The organism is Pseudoalteromonas gelatinilytica (assembly GCF_001641615.1).
Classification (GTDB): Bacteria; Pseudomonadota; Gammaproteobacteria; order Enterobacterales; family Alteromonadaceae; genus Pseudoalteromonas; species Pseudoalteromonas gelatinilytica.
Window position 1 is genome coordinate 91,753 of the sequence record NZ_LRRU01000004.1, and the last position, 20,975, is coordinate 112,727.

Consider the following 20,975-nt stretch of genomic DNA (forward strand, 5'->3'; position numbering starts at 1 on the left):
CGCTTAAAACTCGATATTTGGGTTTGCTTTAGTATCAGCGCGTAATGCTTCTGTCATAGCTGCCATATCATCTGGAATAGGGGCTTGCCAGGTCATTAACTCACCCGTAATTGGGTGTGCAATTGATAGTTTTACAGCATGCAATGCTTGGCGTTTAAAGTCGCGTAGCATTTGAAACAGCTCTGGCGTCGCGCCTTTAGGCGGACGTGGGCGACCACCATACAGTTGATCGCCAACTAATGGGTGGTTTAAATAAGCCATGTGTACACGGATTTGGTGAGTACGGCCTGTTTCTAGACGTAAACGTAAGCGTGTATGTGCACGGAATTTTTCTGCAACACGATAATGCGTAACCGCTGGTTTGCCCATTTCATGCACGGCCATGTGAGTACGCTTTGTTGCATGACGACCAATTGGTTTTTCAACCATGCCACCAGCAGTCATTGTGCCATTACAAATTGCTTCGTATTCACGGGTGAAGTTTTCACGCTTTTGTAGCGCAGACACTAAATGTGTTTGTGCCGGAATTGTTTTCGCCACCACCATTAAACCAGTGGTGTCTTTATCTAGACGATGCACAATACCCGCACGAGGTACATTAATAATATCAGGATAATGGTGCAGTAAAGCATTTAATACCGTGCCATCTGGGTTACCCGCACCTGGATGAACGACTAATCCCATTGGTTTATTAATTACCAAAATATCATCGTCTTCATAAACGATGTTTAATTTGATATTTTGTGCCTCATATTCACGAGGGGCTTCGATGGTTGTTTCTACACTCACCATTTCGCCACCGAGTAGTTTTTCGCGCGGTGTGTTTAATATTTCACCGTTTACAGTGATTTTATCATCCAAAATCCACGTTTTTATACGTGATCGAGAATAATCAGGGAACAATTGCGCTAATACTTGGTCTAGACGTTTACCGCCAAGGTCAATTGGAACCTCGGCTTGGAGAGAAATTTGCTCTGACATTAGTAACTTTACCCAATTTACCAGTGCAAGCTGTGCTCGACTGGGTTAGAATCGCTTTAATATAATACGTATAGTTTACTCGGTTTTCCTCACTTGGCCTAGCCGAAGACATCGAAGGTAAGAAATAAAATGATAAATAAAATAGGGAAACGTGCGTTCGCCATAGTTTTTTCAGTATCTGTACTTGGTTTAGGTGCCTGTTCATCAGCACCCGATCAAGAAGATATCCAACGCGTTCCTAATAAATCTGCGCAAGCTTTATATGAAGATGCAAAACAAACATTAGATTCTGGCTTATATGCCCGTGCAATTGAGCTATTAAGCGCTATTGATTCTCGCTACCCTTTTGGTCCTTTATCAAAACAAGTACAAATGGACTTAGTGTATGCGCATTATCAAGCAGGTAATACTGAGCAAGCACTCGCAACAATCGACCGTTTTATTCGCTTAAACCCAAACCATAAAGACTTAGACTACATGTACTACATGCGTGGCTTGGTAAACATCAAAGCGGATGAAAACGCATTCCAAGAATATTTTGGAGTAGACCGTGCTGACAGAGATGCAAACCGTACTCGTGTCGCATTTACAGACTTATCAACGCTATTAAAACGTTTTCCTAACAGTGCCTACGCACCAGAAGCGAAAAAACGTTTAGTGTGGCTACTGAATAAAATGGCTCGCTATGAGTTAAAAGTTGCTGAATACTACTATGAGCGTGAGGCATACCTTGCTGCAGCAAACCGTGGTAAATACGTGGTTGAGCACTACTCACAAAGTAGCTACCTTGATCAAGCACTTGAGATCATGGAAAAAAGCTACAACAAGCTTGGTTTACCTGAGCTAAGTGAACACGCTAAAGCAACACGTGAAGCTAATAAGCGTTAAAATAGACTAAAAGCAAAAAGGCGCCTGAGGCGCCTTTTTTAATGTTTGTGGATTAGTATTAAATCGCGTCTTCATCTTCTTCTGCAGTACGAATACGTACAACACGTTCAACGTCAGTAACAAAGATTTTACCGTCACCAATTTTACCTGTTTGCGATGTTTTAACGATAACATCGATAGCACGGTCAACATCTTCATCGCTTAACACGATATCTAATTTTACCTTAGGTAAAAAGTCCACCATGTACTCAGCACCACGATAAAGCTCAGTGTGCCCTTTTTGACGGCCAAAGCCTTTTACTTCGCTTACCGTCATCCCTGTGATGCCCACGTCCGATAATGCTTCGCGTACATCATCAAGCTTAAATGGTTTAATAATTGCTTCGATTTTTTTCATTTTCGGGTTACTTATTATTTCTCGATTGCCTCGATTTTAGACAATCCCATTGCTGATGGCAAACAAAGCTATGAATTACGGTGATTAAATCAGCAATCATGATATTATTAAACAAAGTGATTCAAAATAGAGACAACAATGAAATCATTACAACGAGGTTTTACATTATTGGAACTGATGGTCACGCTTGCCATTGTTGGTATAGTTGCCGTTATCGCTCTTTGGGATAGCTCTGACATGCTAGAAAGTGACCGCGCCGAAAGCTATTTATTAGAGTTAAAACGCACACTCAGTTTTGCACGCGCAAAAGCAACAAGTAGTGATGCAATTATTGTTGTTTGCAGTGGTAACACCAACAGTATTGAAACCAACATACGCACTCGTTGTTTATTAAATTGGGATAATGGCAGCGTTTTTGTGTTCTTTGATTCAAACCAAAATGGTGTTTACAACCCCAACGTAGGCGATGTCATTTTAAGAGTCATGGAAGAAGTTCCAGAGAATAGTCAGTTAAATTTCACTGGTGATAATTCTATTATTTTTGATACCAGCGGTATGCTCTCGTCAAGTCAAGGAACGTTTACTTACTGCCCTTCAAAAGCCGATAACGATAATAACAAACAACTAGAAGTATTTACCTCAGGGACTGCTTTATATATTGGCACTACGACAGATGTATGTAATTAAGCTTTGTAAATTGACAGCCCACACTCTCGAATTATAGTTAAATAAACAGTCGCTATTTTGGAGTCTTCAAGGATGAAGGCACTTACAACTCTGCGCAGCCTCAACGGAGCGACGTTAATTGAAAGCCTAATAGTGTTATCAATTTTATCACTCCTGCTGCATTTCGCCTTATTTGAATATAAGCCACTTCTGGCCAAAAACCGTTTAGATAGCAACATGCATACGGTAAAAAGAGCGCTTCAATTTACTCGCCTCAAAGCGCAAACAAATGATGCCCATGTCACCTTTTGCGCGTTAAAAAACAATCGTTGCAACAAGGAAGTATGGCATAAATCTTTAACTGTTTTTGTTGATAAAGGTGAGCTTGGTGTATTTGAAAGTGGTGATTCCAAATTAATGGAAATCGAAGCGATTAATAAATTTGATATGCTGACTTATCCACGTCATTCAGTCACATTTAGCCCATCAGGTATGCCGATGGGGCTAGGTAACGGGAAATTTATCTATTGTCCAGAATATAGTAAAGCACGCCTCAAAGGGCTTGCTATAAGCGTTAGTCCAATTGGACGGGTCAGGTTAATTGATACTGATAAATGCCAAACTGATAATTGATAAAGCTTATTTACCCCAACATGTGCTTGAATCAGCAGACCCTGTTGATGTTTTTAAACCCGTATCAGATATAGATAATGTTTTACACTCGGTATCTTGTAACGGTGGGCCTGATTTAGGTGTTGCTTTAAATGCAAATGTACCCGCACTATTGTCTACTTCTACAGTGATCGTATAAAAGTTACTTTCTGTAGAACTAGAAACACCTAAATCAGCAATTGCGCTTGTATATTCACGATTATCGACAAAGTATTGCTCTTGTTTATTAGCTGCATCTAATAACGAAGTAATTGCCTCTGTTCGCGCTGTACGTTTTACGTGCTCAAAATAACTAGGAATAGCAATGCTCGCGATAATCCCTAATATAGCTACGGTAATCATCAGCTCGATTAGCGTAAAACCATTATGATCCTTTGTTCTTATAAAGTTCATAGTTTAAAAACCTATATAGTTGTTTTTAGAGGAGTTACCTCTCATTGTTCTCATCATAGATGCCTAACAATAATTATGCAATTAAGCCGGGTATTCAAATAGCAGTACATGCTCTGCCTTAACATGTAAGGCAGAGCAGTCGCTTAATCCATTATTGGCTATTATCGTTTATCTCTTGCTTATAGATGAAGGTTTGCTGTGTTTTAAAACCAAAGCCAATTGGCACTGCATCACTAACTAGTTTAATTTTACCGTCTTCGATGACTAAACCAGGGCCTTGGATCTCTTGTACTTTCAGTGGGTTTTGCTCACCTTTAATACCTGGACCTATAGTTAAAAACTGGCTTTGTTCTTTAACCTTTTCATCGGTGTTGTCATCACAATAACCATCGCTATTACCATCTACACAGCTGTCACCTACACCAAAATAAAGTTGAGGCGTATCTGGCACATCATTCGAGGTGGTAAATTTTAAGCTGTCATACACCTTTGTACCGTAATGTAAGTGGAAAGCATATAAACTTCCTGAGCCGCCCGTCAGTGAGCACTGATTAGCCGTTTCTGTCGCTGAAGCAGGCGTATACGTGGTGAAATAAGCAACACCGCCAATCACAGTGCTTGCTGCAAGGGATTTTTCACCAGCAGAAGATAAGTTGTAATACCAACCATGATACTCACCTAACTCAATTTCTAAATCGGTAAATTTATCCACGTCGTCCAGTGCATTGCCAAATGGATCAGAATCCATATTCATCAAGTCAGCTTGTGTAATGGTTGCTGGTACATCATTACCTAAAAAAGGCTGAGTAACTGTATTGATATCACGGATCATGAACAGCTGATCATTAGTGACTGTACCGGTTGGTTTAGAACGGTTACCACTGCCTATCAGCACAGCATCAAATGGTGTATCAATACGGGTAGTTACTGCCTTCCCATCAACCGTTGTTTCTGAAACTTTGCTAAACATGGTTCTAGCAATCAAAGGCTTATAGAAGAAACGGCGATCTTGCGTTGAAAGCGCACTCCCTAAACTTGCTAATTTAAAATGTGTCCATGGGTTTTCTGAATCTGTTGGGCTATCAGAAGGCATATCAACACGCCACACATCACCGCCCGTATCCGTTGCATATAGCCTATCAATGTAACCATCATAGTCAGAATCTAAGATACTGATATCTGACGCGATACTATGTTTTCCTAAAAAGCCATTCTCACTCGGCGTTAATGCCCACACTTTTTTGCCTGTTTGCGCATCAACAATAAAAATACCTCTACCATGAGAATCATCAGTACGAATAACATTGTCTTTGTTAGTATCGTAACCAGCACCAAAAATAAGCACAGGTCTGTCTTTATAACCATCTAGATTCACATAAGTAACTGAAGGTTTAGACCAGGTTTGCCCTAATTCTTTAAAGTCACCTGTGCCACCTACAATTGGCTGATCCCACAGCAGACTTGGTGAGTCTGGGTTAGTTATATCGAGTCCGTAGTAGTAATTACCACCGCGTCTTAGGCCAAAGAATGCCCAAACACGGTCTGATCCATTTACAATGCCATCACTATTTTTATCATCAAAAAATACAGAGATTGGCCCGTCAACACCATAAACCTTGGTATCTGCTTGGTTATCACGAAGTGGCTTTATTATTTTATACAAGCTTCGAGGGATAAACGCCCAGCTTTCGCTCAGTACATCGTTTTTATCTTGGAACATATGCAAGTATCCTGCATTAGTACCAATTAAAACTCGGATATCATCATTACCATAGTCAATTGTTACAGGTTTTGAATGTAGTGGATCACCGAAGATGTCTTTACGCGAATCCGTTGTCGATCCATCTTTGTCTTCATCATCAATATCTAGGCCTCTTGACCAGTTAATAAGGTCTTCAACTTCATCCGGATCAGCTTCAAAATCAACGGCAGCCTTGGCTATAGTTCCGTAATGGAACACTACCCGATAACGGGTAAAGTTAAGCATGCGGCCGTTGACATTTGTTAGTACTTTGCGTCCTTCATTTGGCACGCTCGAAGAGTTAGATAAATACAGGTTTACACCACCTAACTCAACTGAATTACCATCAGCGCTCTCACCGCTAGGCAGCCAAAAAGTTTTTGCATCTTTATCAATTAAACCATCTTCATTGAGAGCTTGCTTACCATCTCTATCGGTAATTTGGTCGCCAGATACTTTTAGCTTTTTCAGATTTCCACGCCAACGAGCACCTGTTTTAGGGTAAAACATCGCATAATAAATCGATTCGCGACTACGAGTTTGGTCAACATTGTTACTTGCAATTGATGGTGCCGTGAACGTATCGTTCACTTCTCGAATTTGAGTAATGGTATTTTTAAGGGCCTCAGAAAGTTGTTCTGCAGTATTAGCATGAAGGTACTTACCACCACCTTCTGCTGCCGTTTCAGATAGTAAGCGCTTACCATTATCACTCATACCACTACCAAAACCTATGGTATAAACTCGTCCTGTTTCGTGAATATCAGTCGTCGTTGGCCTTAAATCCACCTCAACATCATCAGTACCGTGAATAACTTTTGCGAGCTTATGTAAATACACACCAGCAATTTTATCATCATCACTTAAATAGCTACCAAAGTACGACTTGTGTAATGCACTAATATTAGAGTCCTGTTCATTATCAGAGCCAGCCGACGGGTCACCATCAGTCATATAGATAATATTTACTGAATTATCACAGCGTTTTACTTCTTCTGAATTATCAAATGGTGAAATATAGGAATAGGTATACTCAATACGTGGCTCGTACCAACAAACTTTACTCCAACCTTTACCAGAGCAGACTCGCACTGATGTTGTATAAGGCGTGCCTCTTTCTATTGTAGTATCACGAAGAGCAGCATTAACCTTTTCGCCGTAGAAGAGACTTTGCCCTGTTATATAAAGATAAGCTTCCCATAGCGTTTCGGTCAGTGGTGTCCCGCCATCGGCAGGAAGACCCGCAATTGTGGTTTTCAAGGCCGATATTTGTGAACCAATGCCAGCTAGCACATAGCCACCATTAGTGCTATTAAAACGCATTAAGCCAAAATCGATGTCATCGTTACCATCAACCAATTTAGTAATAGCGTCTTGTGCAACCCCTAGGCGACTATCTGAACATGGGATATATAAACCATTTGAGAAGCCACAGCTGTTACCAGAGCTGGTTGAAAATGCCATACTACCTGAGGTATCGAAAACTATAAGAACTCGGGGTTTTTCGTCCAAGTTAACATTGTGGTTTACATATAACTCAATATCTTCGGCGTGGCCCAAAAAACTAATGACTGCTAATGAAGATAGCAGTATTCGTTGAGTAATTTTTTCTATATTCATCACTTTCTCCACTAACCGCCCGTATTTAGGCTAGCCATTTCTTGGGCAACACCTGTGCTGATCGTTAAGGTATGTTTACTCTTAGTGCCATAAGTAATCGTTGTATCGACTTGGACCATGTTACAAGACACACCAGCAGTGAAGTTAAATTTACGTGGGCAAGGTAAATCTAGCGCACCATTATTTAAATTTGTCATAGTGTTAGATGCGCCATCCATATCCCCCATGCCATAACCGCCTTCAGGTATTTCAGATGCTTTCATTAAAAAAGCACTGTTGCCACCTGCTGCAGCTTCATTAGCGATAACTTTTTGCACCGTACCAATTAAGCTATTTTCTGCCGTTTCACGCTCTTGCGCTGAGTTCGTTATTTTAATATCTACACTGCTGCTGTTCATTAAGGTCACTGCAATACCAGTCACCGCAACAACCATTATTAGTGCAATAATCAAAACAACACCTTTTTGTTTGTGCATACTTGAAACACTGTGTTTTACATTTTGATTAATTTGATAGTTTTCCATAGCAAACCTTCGCGTGATATTTCATCTACATTTCGCCTAGTAATAATTTAAGTCAGCATAAAAAGACAGGTAAAAAGTGTTTTTAAATTTAAAACATACAACCAATTCAGGCTAACCAATAAGTATTATAATAAATATACAATATCATTCCACTTATTTATTAAAATATTTACCAATTAAAAACAAGAAACCAGATAAGAATAAAGAAATAAAAGCCATTAAAAATCAAATAATTAACAGCAGGGGAAAGAGAGGCGTAAAAAGCGATTTATATACAATAAGTTAATTGTAAATATTTCAAGACAACATTATAAAAAATATATAAATAAAGGCAGCGCACAGTAAAAACAAATAAAAATATCAACCCAGAAGAACTGGGTTGAAAAAGAAGGATTCAGTTAAAATTAAAATAAAATAACAAATCAGTTAATCACTGGCTATTATCATTTTGTTCTTGCTTATAAATATAACTTTGATGAACTTCTAATTTAAGTGGCTCCTCATCATAAAGCTGAACATTGCCATTTTCGTCAACGCTAGGAGTAGGCCCATTAACTACTTTAGCCTCAATTTTCTCACAGTTTTCAGTACAATTTGGGTCTTTATTTGGTAATGGAAATATATACACATCACCATCTTCAACATACATAGTTGGTGTATCTGGTAGTTCTGCCGCTGTTGGGGTTCTTAACCAATCATACACTTTGGTCCCATAGTGAAGATGAAATGCATAAAGATAACCTTGACCTTCTGCAATTGAGCACTGAGAATCCGATAAAGAACTGGTATCTGGTTTATAGGTAGTAAAGTAAGCAACGCCCCCTAACACGGTAGCTTTCGAAGTTGCCTTTTCACCCCACCCTAAATTATAAAACCAACCATCTTTTTCAGCTAAATCAGCTTCTAATTCAACAAAGTCTTTCAAACTGTCGGTCACTTTGGCAAACGGGTCACTATCTACATTCATTAAATCTGATTGCCAAATTAAATCTGGAATTTCATCCTCTTCAAAGCTTCGAGTTACCGTGTTTACATCTCGAATCATATAGAGCTTATCACTGACTTTTAAATTCAATGGATCTGTACGATCACCACTACCAATCAATACCGCATCAAAAGGAGTATCAATTCTTGAGTAAGTTTTTTCACCGTCAATTGTTGTTTCTGTTACTTTACTGAACAACGTTCTTGAAACATATGGCTCATAAAAAAAGCGGCGGTTATTATTGCCTAATTTTGCAAGTTGAAAGTGCGTCCAATTTTTTAGGTTGTTTGTCGCTAAGTCAACTCGCCAGATCCCACCGCCAGTATCACTTGCATACAGTCTGTCAGTGTAGCCGTCGTAATCTGAATCGAGTAAATGTATGTCAGACGCTATACTATGCTCACCTTTAAAGCCACCTTCTGAATTTGTTAACGCCCATACTTGTTTACCTGTTTCTGCATCGACAATGTATAAGCCTCGCCCTTTAGAATCTGCTGAGATTGAATTATCTTTATTCGTGTCGTAGCCGGCACCAAATACCAATAGCGGTCTATCTTCATAGCCTTTAAGGTTGATAAATGTAATTTGAGGTTTAGACCATGTTTGTGCCAGTTCTAAAAATTTTCCATCACTACTTTTTAATGGCCCTCCCCACATCAGAGAAGGTGAATTAGGGTTAGTTATATCTAAACCGTAATAGCTACTACCACCTCGACGTAACCCGAAAAATGCCCATACCCTGTCATCATTATTAACGATGCCGTCTTCATTTTTGTCATCAAAATAAACGGTTATTGGGCCATCCACTCCATACACTTTTGTGTGTAACTTTTTATCGCGTAATGGCTTAATAATTGAGTACAGTTCCGCAGGCATAAATGCCCAGCTTTCACTTAAAACATCGTTCTTGTCCTGAAACATATGTAAATAACCGGCATTAGTCCCAATAAGAATACGAACATCATTGTTGCCATAATCTACCGTCACAGGCTTAGAGTGCAGAACATCACCAAAAATATCATGACGAGAATCGTCTGTTAAACCGTCCTGATCTTCATCATCAACATCAAGTCCACGAGACCAATTTATAAGATCAAAGACTTCATCCGGATCTGAATCAAAATCAACGGCAGCCTTAAATCGATTTCCATAATGGATTATGACTCTGTAAGCCGTAAAATTGAGCATTCGACCGCCCGATAAATTTGTGATTACTTTTCGGCCATTATTTGGGATACTCGATTGTTCAGCTAAATAAGCATTTACGCCTCCTTTCTCAACGTATCCACCATCAGCAATGAGATTGCTATTAGATTGCCAGTATGTTTTTGCTGTTGATAAAATCGCCCCGTCATTACCAAGAGCGGAGTCAAGGTTGGCATCAACTACGACACCACCAGACACTTTTAGCTTTTTAAGGTTCCCTCGCCACCGAGCATCGTTTGAAGGTAAAAACATAGGAAAATAAACTGCATCACGATGTGATAATTTATCTGAATTATTTGATGCTACCGATGGTGAAGAAAAAGTTGAGTTGACCTCTCTAATCTCGGTAAGAACATTATCAAATGCATCACTTAGCGCTTTTGCAGATTCTGCGAAAATATAACTACCGCCACCATTATCAGCAGTCGCCTGTAAAATGTCTCCTGCGTTTTTAACTAAGCCTTTACCAAAACCAATCGTGTAAACATTTGCGCCATCTACAACACTTGTTTCAGGGTATATATCCCTATTTTCATTCTCTTTACCATGAAGAATTGTTGCCATTGAGGGTAAATGACTATTACCCACTTTTTTAGGTGAAGTGCCATAAATACTTTTATATAAGTTTTCTATATATTTATCCTGACCGACATCATAGTAAGGTTCACCGTCTGTCATCAATATAATATTTACGCTATTATCGCATCGTACTGGATCACCTAAGTTCTGCTTGAAAGGAGAAATATACTTACCATTTGATTCTGTTGAACTATCTCTTTTAGCTGGTTCAACCAGATTCGCGAAAAAAAGGTCATCTCCTATTAAGTATCGCCATGTTTCAGTAATAGTTTCAACTAATGGGGTCCCTAATTCTAGATCAGTGATGTCCCAATTTCTGAGAGTATTTTTAATCGCATTATGATTTGTTCCAATCCCATGGACAATATAACCACCAGTACCTTTAATAAGCCGCATTAAACCAAACTCAATATCAGTATTGTCATTGATTAATTTAATCATCGCCTCCTGTGCGACTTCTAAACGACTTCCTTCAGGGCATAGTATTAGTTTTCCTTTATCTCTACAGGCTTTGCCCGTTTCTATAGAGAATGCCATGCTATTTGATGTATCAAAAACAAGTAAGACCCGTAATTTTTCGTCTTCCGCTACGTCATAATTTACATATAGATCTATATCTTCAGCATAAAGGTTTTGGCAAAATACACATGCAAAAATAAAAAATAGGCTGTTTAACTTCATTTTCATACTCGCCTTACTCCATTAATTTCCACTATTTAAGCTCAGCATTTCTTGAGCAATCCCTGTTGTAATAGTGAGGTTATGCTTACTTTTAGAGCCATATTCAATCACTGAATTAATCTCAACCATATTGCATCTTAAGCCTGCAGTATCATCAAAACGTCTTGGGCACCTTAAAGCCATAGGGCCTTCATTTTTGTTAAACATGGTATTAGATGTGTCATTTGTATTACCTAGATCTAGGCCTGTTTCAGGAACTTGCCCTCTACTAAAGAAAAACCGGCTGTTACCTAATTTTTTTGCTTCATTAGCAATGACGTTTTGTACATCACCAATTAATTCATTCTCTGCCGCTTCTCTCTCTTGAGCGGCATTTGTGATTTTAATATCTACACTACTGCTGCTCATCAAAGTCACAGCAATACCGGTTATCGCAATAACCATGATCAAAGCAACGATTAATACAACACCTTGTTGCTTATGCATCATAGTTAAATGCGCCATAAGTTTGCCCCAACATTGTTCAAGCGGATAGTGGTCGTAAATAGTGCGCGTCGGTAGTTATCGTCAAATGTAAGAACGCGGCTATTTGCGTCTTCACCCAATGTATAAGTTTGATTTTTCAACTTAAGGTTTGAATCTGGTAAAAGCGATCTCACAAGTAAGAATACTTGCACTGTCAAAATACCACGGCGATTTTCCCAATCAGTGTTGGTCATCTGGCTGATACTTTTATATGTATCAACACGACTGTTATTTGTAGTATCAAGACCAAACACAAAGTGCATATTTTCTACCCCTTCCATAACCGTTTCAGTTGTCATGCCCCCATCCGGAGTTAAGCGTTTACGTCGAAGTAGAGGAACAGACACTCTTTGGTCATTAATGGTGTAAGTTTGCTTGGCGATGTAATAAACATGATGTCGATAGCGCCAAATCGTGGCATTGCCATTTACAGCCGCTGCCGCGATTGGGCCGCGCTGAAATTCTGCAAGCTCTTGCTCGGCGATGAAATAATAATAGTTATCGCTAGTATTGGCAGGTTGAATTTGTAAGCCTTCTAAAAACTTAATTTGCAGTACATCTGTATTTTTCTCAACATTGTTTATACATCCAAGGGCTGAGTTACCGGTTGTTTGCACTGCATAAACGGAGCGAAAGTTACTGGTTGCAGCTGTATCTGGAAAGCTGCCATTATTAAGGCCTTCTGAACAATCATTACCGGGATTTCCTAAACTGTTTGTATTTGCATCTGAGAAAGAGTCTTCATAAAACGTGCCCCAAAAACCAATCTGTTCAATATCACGTTGCATGATATTCATAGCCAGTCTGCCAGTTTCTTGTAGCTCTCCAATTGTCATCGTGTCACGAGTCGTTGACTTCATGCTTATATAGGTAAACATCACCCCGCCGAGCACCACACCTCCGATGAATAAAGCAACCATCATCTCGACGAGAGTAAATCCATTATGCTTTTTCATATCAAGACCTTAAATAAATATAGCTTTGTAGAACAATCAAACGTCGCTTATCGCCTTTAGAACCACAATCAATTGCAGCGGTATCTTTATTAGCACTAAGCTCTTGACGGCCTTGCCAACTGATCACAACCTCAATATTAAATTCACTCGCATTGCCTGCCGCTACTGGGGTGCTATTTATACACACAGTTGCATCGTCTAAAGCACCGGTGTTTTCACGAGCCTGAATTGCACGCACCCATTGTTGTTTATCTAATTCTGCCAATTGTTGAGCACTACATGCTGAGTTATAGCAACTCAAACTTGTGTTTAGAGCTGTATTACTATCGAAAGTGCCATTATATAACGCTGCAAAGCCAGGTGAGTCGTTCGCTCGCATACGCTGGATAATGTCATTACCAAGTGCTACAGCAGCTGCACGCTGCATAGAATCAAAGCTTGCCTGCTTCGCTTTTGCTTGCAGGGCCACGGCACCTAACAAACCAAAACTTAAAATAACAAAGGCAATAAGTACTTCAATAAGCGTAACGCCTTGCTGCTCAGAATGTTTAATCATGATGAAGTTAATAGATACTTTTACATACCGTAAGAATATTACGGCAAAAATAAATAACAATCTGTATATGGACGAGCGGTCAAAATGCGCGATAAACGGTACTTAAACTTTGCTCAAAGTTAGATAGTGACTAATAAGAAAGTAATTATTGAAGATAAGATGCTGCAATGAAGATTGTTATTATTTACCCATTACAGCTTTAACATTTTTAAGCTCTCGGCGACTAACTGTCAAAGGCTCTTCATACTGCTTCATCGTAACTGTATGCCCACCTGAAGATGGGCTATTAAGGCTAACAATATGTTGCTTATTCACAAGTGTATTACGGTGAACTCTAAGTAGCTGCAGCGGATAGGTTTGCTCTAGTTGCTTTAAACTTTGCTCAACAAGTGCCTCACCTTCAAAAAACACTACTCGAGTATATTTTTGCTCTGCGATACAGCAAACCACATCATCTACATTAACTCGTCGTATTACACCTGCAAGTTGATAACTAATGTAGTTATTTTCGGGGGCAGTTACTTGAGTACGGTTTAATTTACTCAGTTGTGCCATTGCTTTAGCTAATGCTTGCTCAGAAACAGGTTTAACTAAATAGCCATCAACAGCGAGCTCAAATGCAGTTAGAGCATGTTCTGAATGGGCCGTTAAAAACATAACTGCAGGCGGGATCGAAAACTGTTTTAGCTCTGCGGCCACTTCAAGGCCAGACTGCTTAGGCATATTAATATCAAGCATCACTAAATCGGGCTGTAGTTGCTTACAAAGTTCAATTGCTTGCTCACCATTACTTGCTTCACCAACAATAGTGCAACCCTCATACGCAGCTAATAAACGTTTTATACGTGCCCTTGCTAGTGGTTCATCATCGGCAATCAAAACTTTTATCATGCATCCCTCTGCTTTGGTATTACCAGCTTCACTCTAAATACATCATCACGAATTGTGGTCGTCAGCTGTGCTTTTTGTTGATAGAAAAGCGCCAAACGTTGGCGGATATTATCCAGTGCCATCCCATTTCCTGTTCGTGAGTTATTCACTTCTGCAGCTACAGGATTCGTTATAATAAAGGTATAAGCTTTATCCGATTGATGCATTTCAACAGAAATATTGCCTTGTTCTGCTGGCTCGACGCCATAAAATACCGCATTTTCAATAATTGGCTGTATTGTTAAACACGGAATATCAATGTCTGGCAACTCGCCAGGTAATTGCCAGCTTAATGCTAGGCGTTCGCCATAGCGCCAACGTTCAAGGGCTACATACTGTTGGCACAAAGTAATTTCGTCAACAAGCTTTATGGCTTTACCACTGCGCATAGCAGCCTGTGACAGCGCCGCCAGCGCTAAAATTGCTTGTTCAGCCGCCTCAGCATCATAATGTGTCAGCTCAGCAGCTGTGTTTAAACTATTAAACAAAAAGTGGGGGCGTATTCTGGCTTGTAAGGCATCAAGCTCAGCCTGCGCTAACGCTTTAGTTTGCTGCTCTTTTTGATTATGAATAAGTAAAAATTGGCTGAATAGCGCCGTTACCAAAAATATGATCAGTAAATTGCTGACAATAAAGTTAGCCCTCGACTCCATAGCGAACACATCTGAAAACACTGACAAAAACAGCCAACTAAAAACATACGTTGATGCCAGTAATGTGAATATCAGAATAAATAGCTGCTTTGAATGTGACAGCTCTGTAAGTAAGGCTCGGCACACATACAGTATCGACAAGCTAGAAAGAAAGATTAGATGTAAAAAGCAGCTAAATATAGCAAGGCGTAACCAAACATCACCTAAACTCATGGGTGAGAAGGCAAGCAAAATAGCAATGACTTGGCTGACGATCAGGGTGGCAAGGACACCTCGGGATTGAAAAAGAGCCGCAATCAGCAAGCCGTTTGAATTTGGCTGTTTGCTCATGGGCTCCTCTTTTAACTGTTGACTACTATTTGCTTAGATTAGCGTAGCTCAACAGGAACGGCAAATACTATGTTCTCTTCTTCACCAGGATTTTCAACAACTTGATTGCCACCTAGTTCTTTTAAACGAGTAATAACCTGTTGAACTAAAACTTCTGGTGCAGATGCACCTGCAGTCACACCCACTGCATTGACACTGTTGAACCAATCCGCTTCAACATTACTCGCATCATCAATTAAATAAGCAGTGGTGCCCATTTTGTCAGCAAGTTCACGTAAACGATTTGAGTTAGAGCTATTTTTAGCCCCTACTACAAGCAGCACATCCACTTTATCTGCTAAGTCACGGACTGCATCTTGACGGTTCTGCGTAGCATAACAAATGTCATCTTTACGCGGGCCATCAATTGCCGGAAACTTAGTACGAAGTGCATCAATCACATCTGCCGTATCATCTACAGATAACGTCGTTTGGCTACAGTAAAACAGGTTTTCAGGGTTTTTAACCGTTAGGCCAGCAACATCTTCAGGGGTTTCTACTAAGTAAATACCACCCGCTTCGTTGTCGTACTGCCCCATTGTGCCTTCTACTTCAGGATGACCATGGTGACCAATTAACACGCACTCAGTGCCTTTACGACTTGCGCGTGTTACTTCCATATGCACTTTTGTTACCAGTGGGCACGTGGCATCGAACACTTTAAGGTCGCGACGCTTTGCTTCACTACGAACAGCTTGCGATACACCATGCGCACTGAATATAACAATGCTGTCGTCAGGAACCTGATCTAGCTCTTCAACAAACACAGCACCACGATTTTTTAAGCCATCAACAACATATCGATTGTGAACGACTTCATGGCGCACATAGATTGGCTTTTCAAAGATATCGAGTGCGCGCTCCACAATACTAATTGCACGGTCAACGCCAGCACAAAAGCCGCGTGGATTCGCTAATAAAATATCCATTAACCTGTTACCTCTAAAATATCAACTTCAAAGGTTAAGCGCTGCCCGGCAAGTGGGTGGTTAAAGTCAATCGTGACTGAGTCACCTTGAACTTCACGAACAAGACCTGGTAACTCTGTGCCATCAGGTTGAGTAAAGGCAATAATATTACCAACTTCAGCTGGGGTCTCAGCACCAAACTTGCTGCGGTCTACATAATAAATGTTATCTGGATTTGGTTGACCAAATGCATCTTCAGGCTCTAATGCAAATGACTTGCTGTCACCAGCCATTAAACCGAGTAAACACTTTTCAAAATTTTCTGTCAGGCTACCATCACCCATTCGCAATTTTGCAGGTTTATTATGCACCTTCGTTGAATCGGCTGCTGAGCCATCTTCTAACTTAATTGAGAAATGAAAGATCACTTCAGAGTTTTCACCAATTACAGCTTGGCTCATGCTCGTTGCTCCTTAGGACTTTCGCCTGTGAAGGCATCAAATAAAAGTAATGCGGCACCGATACAAATTGCACAATCGGCAATATTAAAAACAGGAAAGTGCCAGTTTTCGTAATATACATGCAGGAAGTCAATGACATAGCCATAAGCGATGCGGTCGTATAAGTTGCCAATCGCACCGGCTAATACTAACGCATACGCAGAACATAATACTTTGTTAGACGCTGGCAAGCGTTTCAGCCACCACACTAAAAGCACACTGATCGACACTGCAATCAAACTAAAGAACCAGCGCTGCCAGCCACCTGAATCACTTAAAAAGCTAAAGGCCGCACCATAGTTATGTACATAAGTGAAATTAAAAAACGGCAGAATATCAATCGACTCTTCGTAGGCCATGGTACTAACGACAAGTGTTTTTGTCGCATGGTCTACTACTAAAAGTAGTAGACTCAGCCATAACCAAACCAAGCCACTTTTTCCGGCTAGTTTGCTCACAAACAACTCCTATGCGAACTGACGCTGTTCACCATCGCCGTCAACATTGCTTACACAACGGCCACAGATTTCAGGGTGTGCAGGATCAGCACCTACATCATCACAGTAGTGCCAACAACGCTCACACTTTTCAGCGGTTGTTGCTGCAACTTTAATGAATAAACCATCAATCTCAGTCACTTGAGTACCTTCAGGCTGTGCTGTCACAGTTTCAACTGTCACACCTGACGTTAATAGTACAAAGCGCAGTTCATCACCTAATGCAGCTAATTTCGCGCTTAGCTCTTCACCTGCATAAATGTTTACGTTTGCTTGTAGAGTTGCACCAATAACTTCTTCTTTACGAGCGGCTTCTAGCACACGGTTTACTTCATCACGCACGTTTAGGATTGTTAACCAATCATCGTTGCTGAATTTACCTTGTGAAGAGGCTTGCAAGCCATCGTACCATACTGAAGTGAATACAAACTTGTCACGCTCACCTGGTAATGCTTCCCAAATTTCTTGCGCGGTGAAGCTTAAGATCGGTGCCATCCAACGCGTCATTGCTTCGGCAATGTGATAAAGCGCAGTTTGACATGAACGACGCGCATGACTGTCGCTTTTCGCTGTGTATTGACGGTCTTTAATAACGTCTAGGTAGAAAGAACCAAGCTCACCAGTACAGAAGTTCATTAGCTTTTGCGTTACAAGTAGCATTTGATACTTGTCATAAGCCGCTAAGATTTCATCTTGAAGCTCAGCTGCGCGGCCCACAATCCAACGGTCAAGCTCAACCATGTCTTCAATAGCAACTTGATCCGTTTTAGGATCAAAACCATTTAAATTCGCAAGTAAGTAACGGCTCGTGTTACGAATACGACGATAACGGTCTGCTGAACGTTTAAAGATTTCATCAGATACAGTCATTTCAGCTGTAAAATCAGTTGATGCAACCCATAAACGTAAGATGTCAGCACCTAGTTTGTTCATCACGTTTTGTGGCGAAATTACGTTGCCTAATGATTTAGACATCTTGCGGCCATTTTCATCAACGGTGAAACCATGTGTTAGCACTTGCTTATATGGCGCATGACCATTGATAGCAACCGATGTCATCATTGACGACATAAACCAACCACGGTGTTGATCAGAACCTTCTAAGTAAAGATCAGCAGGACCGGTTAAATCTTCACGTGCATCAACCACACATGCGTGTGTCACACCTGAGTCAAACCATACATCCAACGTATCTTGTACTTTCATGTACTGCTCAGCATCATCGCCAAGTAAAGTTGCTGGCTCTAAGTCATACCACGCTTGAATACCTGATTTTTCAACCAGTTTTGCAGCTTCTTCGATAAGCTCTTGTGTATTCGGATGAAGTGCACCCGTGTCTTTATCAACGAATAATGCAATTGGCACACCCCATGTACGTTGACGTGAAATACACCAATCAGGACGACCTTCAACCATGTTTGCAATGCGGCTTTCGCCCCACTCAGGTAACCACTCAGTCTTTTTGATTTCTCTTAATGAATCTTGACGAAGGTTAGCTTGGTCCATACTTACGAACCACTGTGGCGTCGCACGGAAGATAATTGGCGTTTTGTGACGCCAACAATGTGGGTAACTATGTGTAAGCGCATGGTGATGTAATAACGCATTGTTTTCAGTTAATACGTCAATAACGCTCGCATTTGCTTTAAATACGTGCTGACCAGCAAACATTGGTGTGTCAGGTAAGTAAACACCGTTAGCACCAACTGGGTTAGCCACTTCTAAACCATAAGCAAGACCGGCCGCGAAATCCTCTTGACCGTGACCAGGTGCAGTATGAACAACACCAGTACCAGAATCAGTTGTAACGTGATCAGCAACAATCACAGGCACTGTGAAGTCATAGAATGGGTGAGCAACCTGTAAGTTCTCAAGTGCCGCACCTTTCACATAACCTAGTACGTGGTAATGCTTAAAGCCATAACGGTCCATAGCATCTTTAACTAGCTCAGAACCTAAGATTAAACGCTGCTGTGCACCTTCATCGTCAATTTGAACAAGGGCATATTCAAGCTTTTCGTGAACTGCTACTGCACGGTTAGCAGGTAGTGTCCAAGGTGTTGTCGTCCAGATAACAGTACTCACTGCACCAGTACCTGTATGGCCTTCAGCTAGTTCAAACGCATTGATTACAGCATCTTGATCAGCAAATTCGAAGCGTACATCGATTGCTGGAGACTGTTTATCTTGATATTCAACTTCCGCTTCAGCAAGTGCTGAACCACAATCTGTACACCAGTGAACAGGCTTAGCACCTTTGTGTAAGTGACCATTTTTAATGATACGACCAAGAACACGAATCGCATTCGCTTCAAAGTCAAAGTTCATTGTTAAGTAAGGCTTGTCCCAATCACCAAATACACCTAGACGTTTAAAGTCTGTTTTTTGACCTTCAACTTGCTTTTTAGCGTATTCACGACACTTTTCACGGAACTCAGCAGCAGACACTTTCACGCCCGGCTTGCCTACTTTCTTTTCAACCATTAATTCAATTGGTAAACCATGACAATCCCAACCCGGCACGTAAGGTGCATCGAAGTCAGACAGGGTTTTTGACTTAACAATAATATCTTTAAGAATTTTGTTTACCGAGTGGCCTAAATGGATATCACCGTTTGCATACGGAGGGCCGTCATGCAAAATGAAGGTTTTTTTACCTTTTTTAGCGCTGCGAATTTGACCGTAAAGATCGTCTTCATACCATGTTTTAAGCATGTTTGGCTCACGTTGTGCCAAATTGCCGCGCATTGGAAACGCTGTTTCCGGTAAATTCAAAGTATGTTTGTAGTCGCTCATTAATCCTACTTTCCGTATCGGCTACCTAATTTAAACCAAAACACTGTTTAGCGGCGGTTACATCATCTGCAATCTGCGCCGTCAATTGTGTTAATGTCTCGAATTTTTTCTCATCGCGAAGCTTCTTGATTAGCTCCACGTGCATAAATTGTCCATAAATATCTTTCGCAAAGTCGAAAAGATGAACCTCTAACAATGCGCGTGTTCCATTAAATGTGGGTTTGTTGCCAATATTTGCAACCCCAAATAATTCTTTTTCACCAACGGTTGCTCGCACTGCAAATACACCATTTACAGGACATACTTGGCGCTTCAACGCAATATTGGCGGTTCTGAACCCCAACTCACGACCTTTTTCCCAGCCATGAATAACACGTCCAGAAATTGCATAACCATGGCCTAACATGGTTTTTGCATCTTCTAATTGCCCTGCAGCAAGCGCATGGCGAATAAGGGTACTGCTCACTCTATCATTGAGTCTACGAAAACTTGCAGTACTTTTCACATCCATATTTAGCTCAGCGCCCATGGTTTTTAATAGCGCAAAATCACCACGACGACGTTTCCCAAAGCAAAAGTCATCGCCTACTGTCAGCGCTTTAACGCCTAACTTTTCAACCAAAACTTGGCTGACAAACTGCTCTGCTTCCATATTGGCAAATTGCTGATTGAAGCTAATGCAAATCACCCGCTCAACACCTAGCTTTGCTAGTAAGCTGAGCTTATCACGTAGTCGAGTTAAACGCGCAGGTGCATTATCTTTAGCAAAAAACTCTTGTGGCTGAGGCTCAAATAACATCACGGTACTTGGCAATTGATGCTTTTCTGCGTCTTGCAGCAAGCCTTTAATCACTTCTGCATGACCTAAGTGCACGCCATCAAAATTACCAATGGTCAACACACAGCCATAATGCTGCGCGCGAATATTGTGAATACCTCTAATTAACTCCAT

Annotated in this window: 19 protein-coding genes; 3 read left to right on the top strand and 16 right to left on the bottom strand. The window is 40.7% G+C overall.

The genetic code is table 11. From position 1 onward, the window contains the following. Nucleotides 1-3 precede the first annotated feature (3 nt). On the bottom strand, nucleotides 4-981 hold the full coding sequence (rluD, locus tag NH153_RS01135) for a 23S rRNA pseudouridine(1911/1915/1917) synthase RluD (protein WP_054551746.1): 978 nt from the start codon (nucleotides 979-981) through the stop codon (nucleotides 4-6). Between the two features lie 129 nt (nucleotides 982-1,110). Here rluD and NH153_RS01140 point away from each other — a divergent pair, with 129 nt between their 5' ends. Beyond that, nucleotides 1,111-1,869, top strand: coding sequence for an outer membrane protein assembly factor BamD (locus tag NH153_RS01140; RefSeq protein ID WP_054551747.1), 759 nt, complete (start codon nucleotides 1,111-1,113; stop codon nucleotides 1,867-1,869). Nucleotides 1,870-1,927: 58 nt separating this feature from the next. On the opposite strand, the gene NH153_RS01145 is transcribed toward NH153_RS01140, so the two are convergent. Continuing rightward, nucleotides 1,928-2,266 (bottom strand): P-II family nitrogen regulator, encoded by a 339-nt coding sequence (locus NH153_RS01145; RefSeq protein WP_054551748.1) that lies wholly within the window; start codon nucleotides 2,264-2,266, stop codon nucleotides 1,928-1,930. Nucleotides 2,267-2,404: 138 nt separating this feature from the next. Here NH153_RS01145 and NH153_RS01150 point away from each other — a divergent pair, with 138 nt between their 5' ends. Continuing rightward, the gene (locus NH153_RS01150; RefSeq protein WP_063700169.1) at nucleotides 2,405-2,953 is read left to right on the top strand and encodes a GspH/FimT family pseudopilin; all 549 of its coding nucleotides are present in this window, start codon (nucleotides 2,405-2,407) and stop codon (nucleotides 2,951-2,953) included. Between the two features lie 72 nt (nucleotides 2,954-3,025). Further along, complete coding sequence (locus NH153_RS01155; protein WP_063700172.1) at nucleotides 3,026-3,565, top strand: GspH/FimT family protein; 540 nt, start codon at nucleotides 3,026-3,028, stop codon at nucleotides 3,563-3,565. A gap of 6 nt (nucleotides 3,566-3,571) precedes the next feature. Here NH153_RS01155 and NH153_RS01160 read toward each other — a convergent pair whose 3' ends face one another. The 14 genes from NH153_RS01160 to ribF form a co-directional block, all read right to left on the bottom strand. After that, complete coding sequence (locus tag NH153_RS01160; protein ID WP_063700174.1) at nucleotides 3,572-3,997, bottom strand: type IV pilin protein; 426 nt, start codon at nucleotides 3,995-3,997, stop codon at nucleotides 3,572-3,574. 151 nt (nucleotides 3,998-4,148) lie between these two features. Beyond that, on the bottom strand, nucleotides 4,149-7,358 hold the full coding sequence (locus NH153_RS01165) for a pilus assembly protein (protein WP_063700177.1): 3,210 nt from the start codon (nucleotides 7,356-7,358) through the stop codon (nucleotides 4,149-4,151). 11 nt (nucleotides 7,359-7,369) lie between these two features. Then, nucleotides 7,370-7,882: a pilus assembly PilX family protein gene (locus NH153_RS01170; RefSeq protein WP_233999198.1), complete on the bottom strand. Its 513-nt coding sequence runs from the start codon at nucleotides 7,880-7,882 to the stop codon at nucleotides 7,370-7,372. A gap of 430 nt (nucleotides 7,883-8,312) precedes the next feature. Next, nucleotides 8,313-11,339, bottom strand: coding sequence for a PilC/PilY family type IV pilus protein (locus tag NH153_RS01175; RefSeq protein ID WP_063700180.1), 3,027 nt, complete (start codon nucleotides 11,337-11,339; stop codon nucleotides 8,313-8,315). 15 nt (nucleotides 11,340-11,354) lie between these two features. Beyond that, nucleotides 11,355-11,837 carry a pilus assembly PilX family protein gene (locus tag NH153_RS01180; protein ID WP_058585470.1) on the bottom strand — a complete coding sequence of 161 codons (483 nt, stop codon included), beginning with the start codon at nucleotides 11,835-11,837 and terminating at the stop codon, nucleotides 11,355-11,357. Continuing rightward, on the bottom strand, nucleotides 11,825-12,814 hold the full coding sequence (locus NH153_RS01185) for a PilW family protein (protein WP_063700182.1): 990 nt from the start codon (nucleotides 12,812-12,814) through the stop codon (nucleotides 11,825-11,827). The genes NH153_RS01180 and NH153_RS01185 overlap by 13 nt, the downstream gene beginning before the upstream one ends. A gap of 1 nt (nucleotide 12,815) precedes the next feature. Next, nucleotides 12,816-13,370 carry a type IV pilus modification protein PilV gene (pilV, locus tag NH153_RS01190; RefSeq protein WP_063700184.1) on the bottom strand — a complete coding sequence of 185 codons (555 nt, stop codon included), beginning with the start codon at nucleotides 13,368-13,370 and terminating at the stop codon, nucleotides 12,816-12,818. 180 nt (nucleotides 13,371-13,550) lie between these two features. Continuing rightward, nucleotides 13,551-14,261 carry a LytR/AlgR family response regulator transcription factor gene (locus tag NH153_RS01195; RefSeq protein WP_325051034.1) on the bottom strand — a complete coding sequence of 237 codons (711 nt, stop codon included), beginning with the start codon at nucleotides 14,259-14,261 and terminating at the stop codon, nucleotides 13,551-13,553. Beyond that, a complete protein-coding gene (locus tag NH153_RS01200; protein ID WP_063700186.1) occupies nucleotides 14,258-15,283 on the bottom strand; it encodes a sensor histidine kinase in 1,026 nt (341 codons plus the stop codon). The genes NH153_RS01195 and NH153_RS01200 overlap by 4 nt, the downstream gene beginning before the upstream one ends. A 38-nt stretch (nucleotides 15,284-15,321) precedes the next feature. Then, nucleotides 15,322-16,251 (bottom strand): 4-hydroxy-3-methylbut-2-enyl diphosphate reductase, encoded by a 930-nt coding sequence (gene ispH / locus NH153_RS01205; RefSeq protein ID WP_063700188.1) that lies wholly within the window; start codon nucleotides 16,249-16,251, stop codon nucleotides 15,322-15,324. After that, nucleotides 16,251-16,691 carry an FKBP-type peptidyl-prolyl cis-trans isomerase gene (gene fkpB, locus NH153_RS01210; RefSeq protein WP_063700190.1) on the bottom strand — a complete coding sequence of 147 codons (441 nt, stop codon included), beginning with the start codon at nucleotides 16,689-16,691 and terminating at the stop codon, nucleotides 16,251-16,253. Before fkpB ends, ispH begins: the two co-directional genes overlap by 1 nt. Continuing rightward, nucleotides 16,688-17,188, bottom strand: coding sequence for a signal peptidase II (gene lspA / locus NH153_RS01215; RefSeq protein WP_063700192.1), 501 nt, complete (start codon nucleotides 17,186-17,188; stop codon nucleotides 16,688-16,690). Before lspA ends, fkpB begins: the two co-directional genes overlap by 4 nt. A gap of 9 nt (nucleotides 17,189-17,197) precedes the next feature. Beyond that, the gene (gene ileS / locus NH153_RS01220; protein WP_063700195.1) at nucleotides 17,198-20,023 is read right to left on the bottom strand and encodes an isoleucine--tRNA ligase; all 2,826 of its coding nucleotides are present in this window, start codon (nucleotides 20,021-20,023) and stop codon (nucleotides 17,198-17,200) included. Between the two features lie 25 nt (nucleotides 20,024-20,048). Next, nucleotides 20,049-20,975, bottom strand: a complete 927-nt coding sequence (gene ribF / locus NH153_RS01225; protein WP_063700198.1) for a bifunctional riboflavin kinase/FAD synthetase — start codon at nucleotides 20,973-20,975, stop codon at nucleotides 20,049-20,051.

Bases quoted from the DNA above. Each gene is read 5' to 3' on its own strand.
- pilV (WP_063700184.1), bottom strand. From the start codon at position 13,370: ATGATTAAACATTCTGAGCAGCAAGGCGTTACGCTTATTGAAGTACTT.
- NH153_RS01200 (WP_063700186.1), bottom strand. From the start codon at position 15,283: ATGAGCAAACAGCCAAATTCAAACGGCTTGCTGATTGCGGCTCTTTTT.
- ispH (WP_063700188.1), bottom strand. From the start codon at position 16,251: ATGGATATTTTATTAGCGAATCCACGCGGCTTTTGTGCTGGCGTTGAC.
- NH153_RS01160 (WP_063700174.1), bottom strand. From the start codon at position 3,997: ATGAACTTTATAAGAACAAAGGATCATAATGGTTTTACGCTAATCGAG.
- NH153_RS01175 (WP_063700180.1), bottom strand. From the start codon at position 11,339: ATGAAAATGAAGTTAAACAGCCTATTTTTTATTTTTGCATGTGTATTT.
- NH153_RS01170 (WP_233999198.1), bottom strand. From the start codon at position 7,882: ATGGAAAACTATCAAATTAATCAAAATGTAAAACACAGTGTTTCAAGT.
- fkpB (WP_063700190.1), bottom strand. From the start codon at position 16,691: ATGAGCCAAGCTGTAATTGGTGAAAACTCTGAAGTGATCTTTCATTTC.
- rluD (WP_054551746.1), bottom strand. From the start codon at position 981: ATGTCAGAGCAAATTTCTCTCCAAGCCGAGGTTCCAATTGACCTTGGC.
- NH153_RS01145 (WP_054551748.1), bottom strand. From the start codon at position 2,266: ATGAAAAAAATCGAAGCAATTATTAAACCATTTAAGCTTGATGATGTA.
- NH153_RS01155 (WP_063700172.1), top strand. From the start codon at position 3,026: ATGAAGGCACTTACAACTCTGCGCAGCCTCAACGGAGCGACGTTAATT.
- NH153_RS01140 (WP_054551747.1), top strand. From the start codon at position 1,111: ATGATAAATAAAATAGGGAAACGTGCGTTCGCCATAGTTTTTTCAGTA.
- ileS (WP_063700195.1), bottom strand. From the start codon at position 20,023: ATGAGCGACTACAAACATACTTTGAATTTACCGGAAACAGCGTTTCCA.
- NH153_RS01180 (WP_058585470.1), bottom strand. From the start codon at position 11,837: ATGGCGCATTTAACTATGATGCATAAGCAACAAGGTGTTGTATTAATC.
- NH153_RS01195 (WP_325051034.1), bottom strand. From the start codon at position 14,261: ATGATAAAAGTTTTGATTGCCGATGATGAACCACTAGCAAGGGCACGT.
- ribF (WP_063700198.1), bottom strand. From the start codon at position 20,975: ATGGAGTTAATTAGAGGTATTCACAATATTCGCGCGCAGCATTATGGC.
- NH153_RS01150 (WP_063700169.1), top strand. From the start codon at position 2,405: ATGAAATCATTACAACGAGGTTTTACATTATTGGAACTGATGGTCACG.
- NH153_RS01185 (WP_063700182.1), bottom strand. From the start codon at position 12,814: ATGAAAAAGCATAATGGATTTACTCTCGTCGAGATGATGGTTGCTTTA.
- NH153_RS01165 (WP_063700177.1), bottom strand. From the start codon at position 7,358: ATGAATATAGAAAAAATTACTCAACGAATACTGCTATCTTCATTAGCA.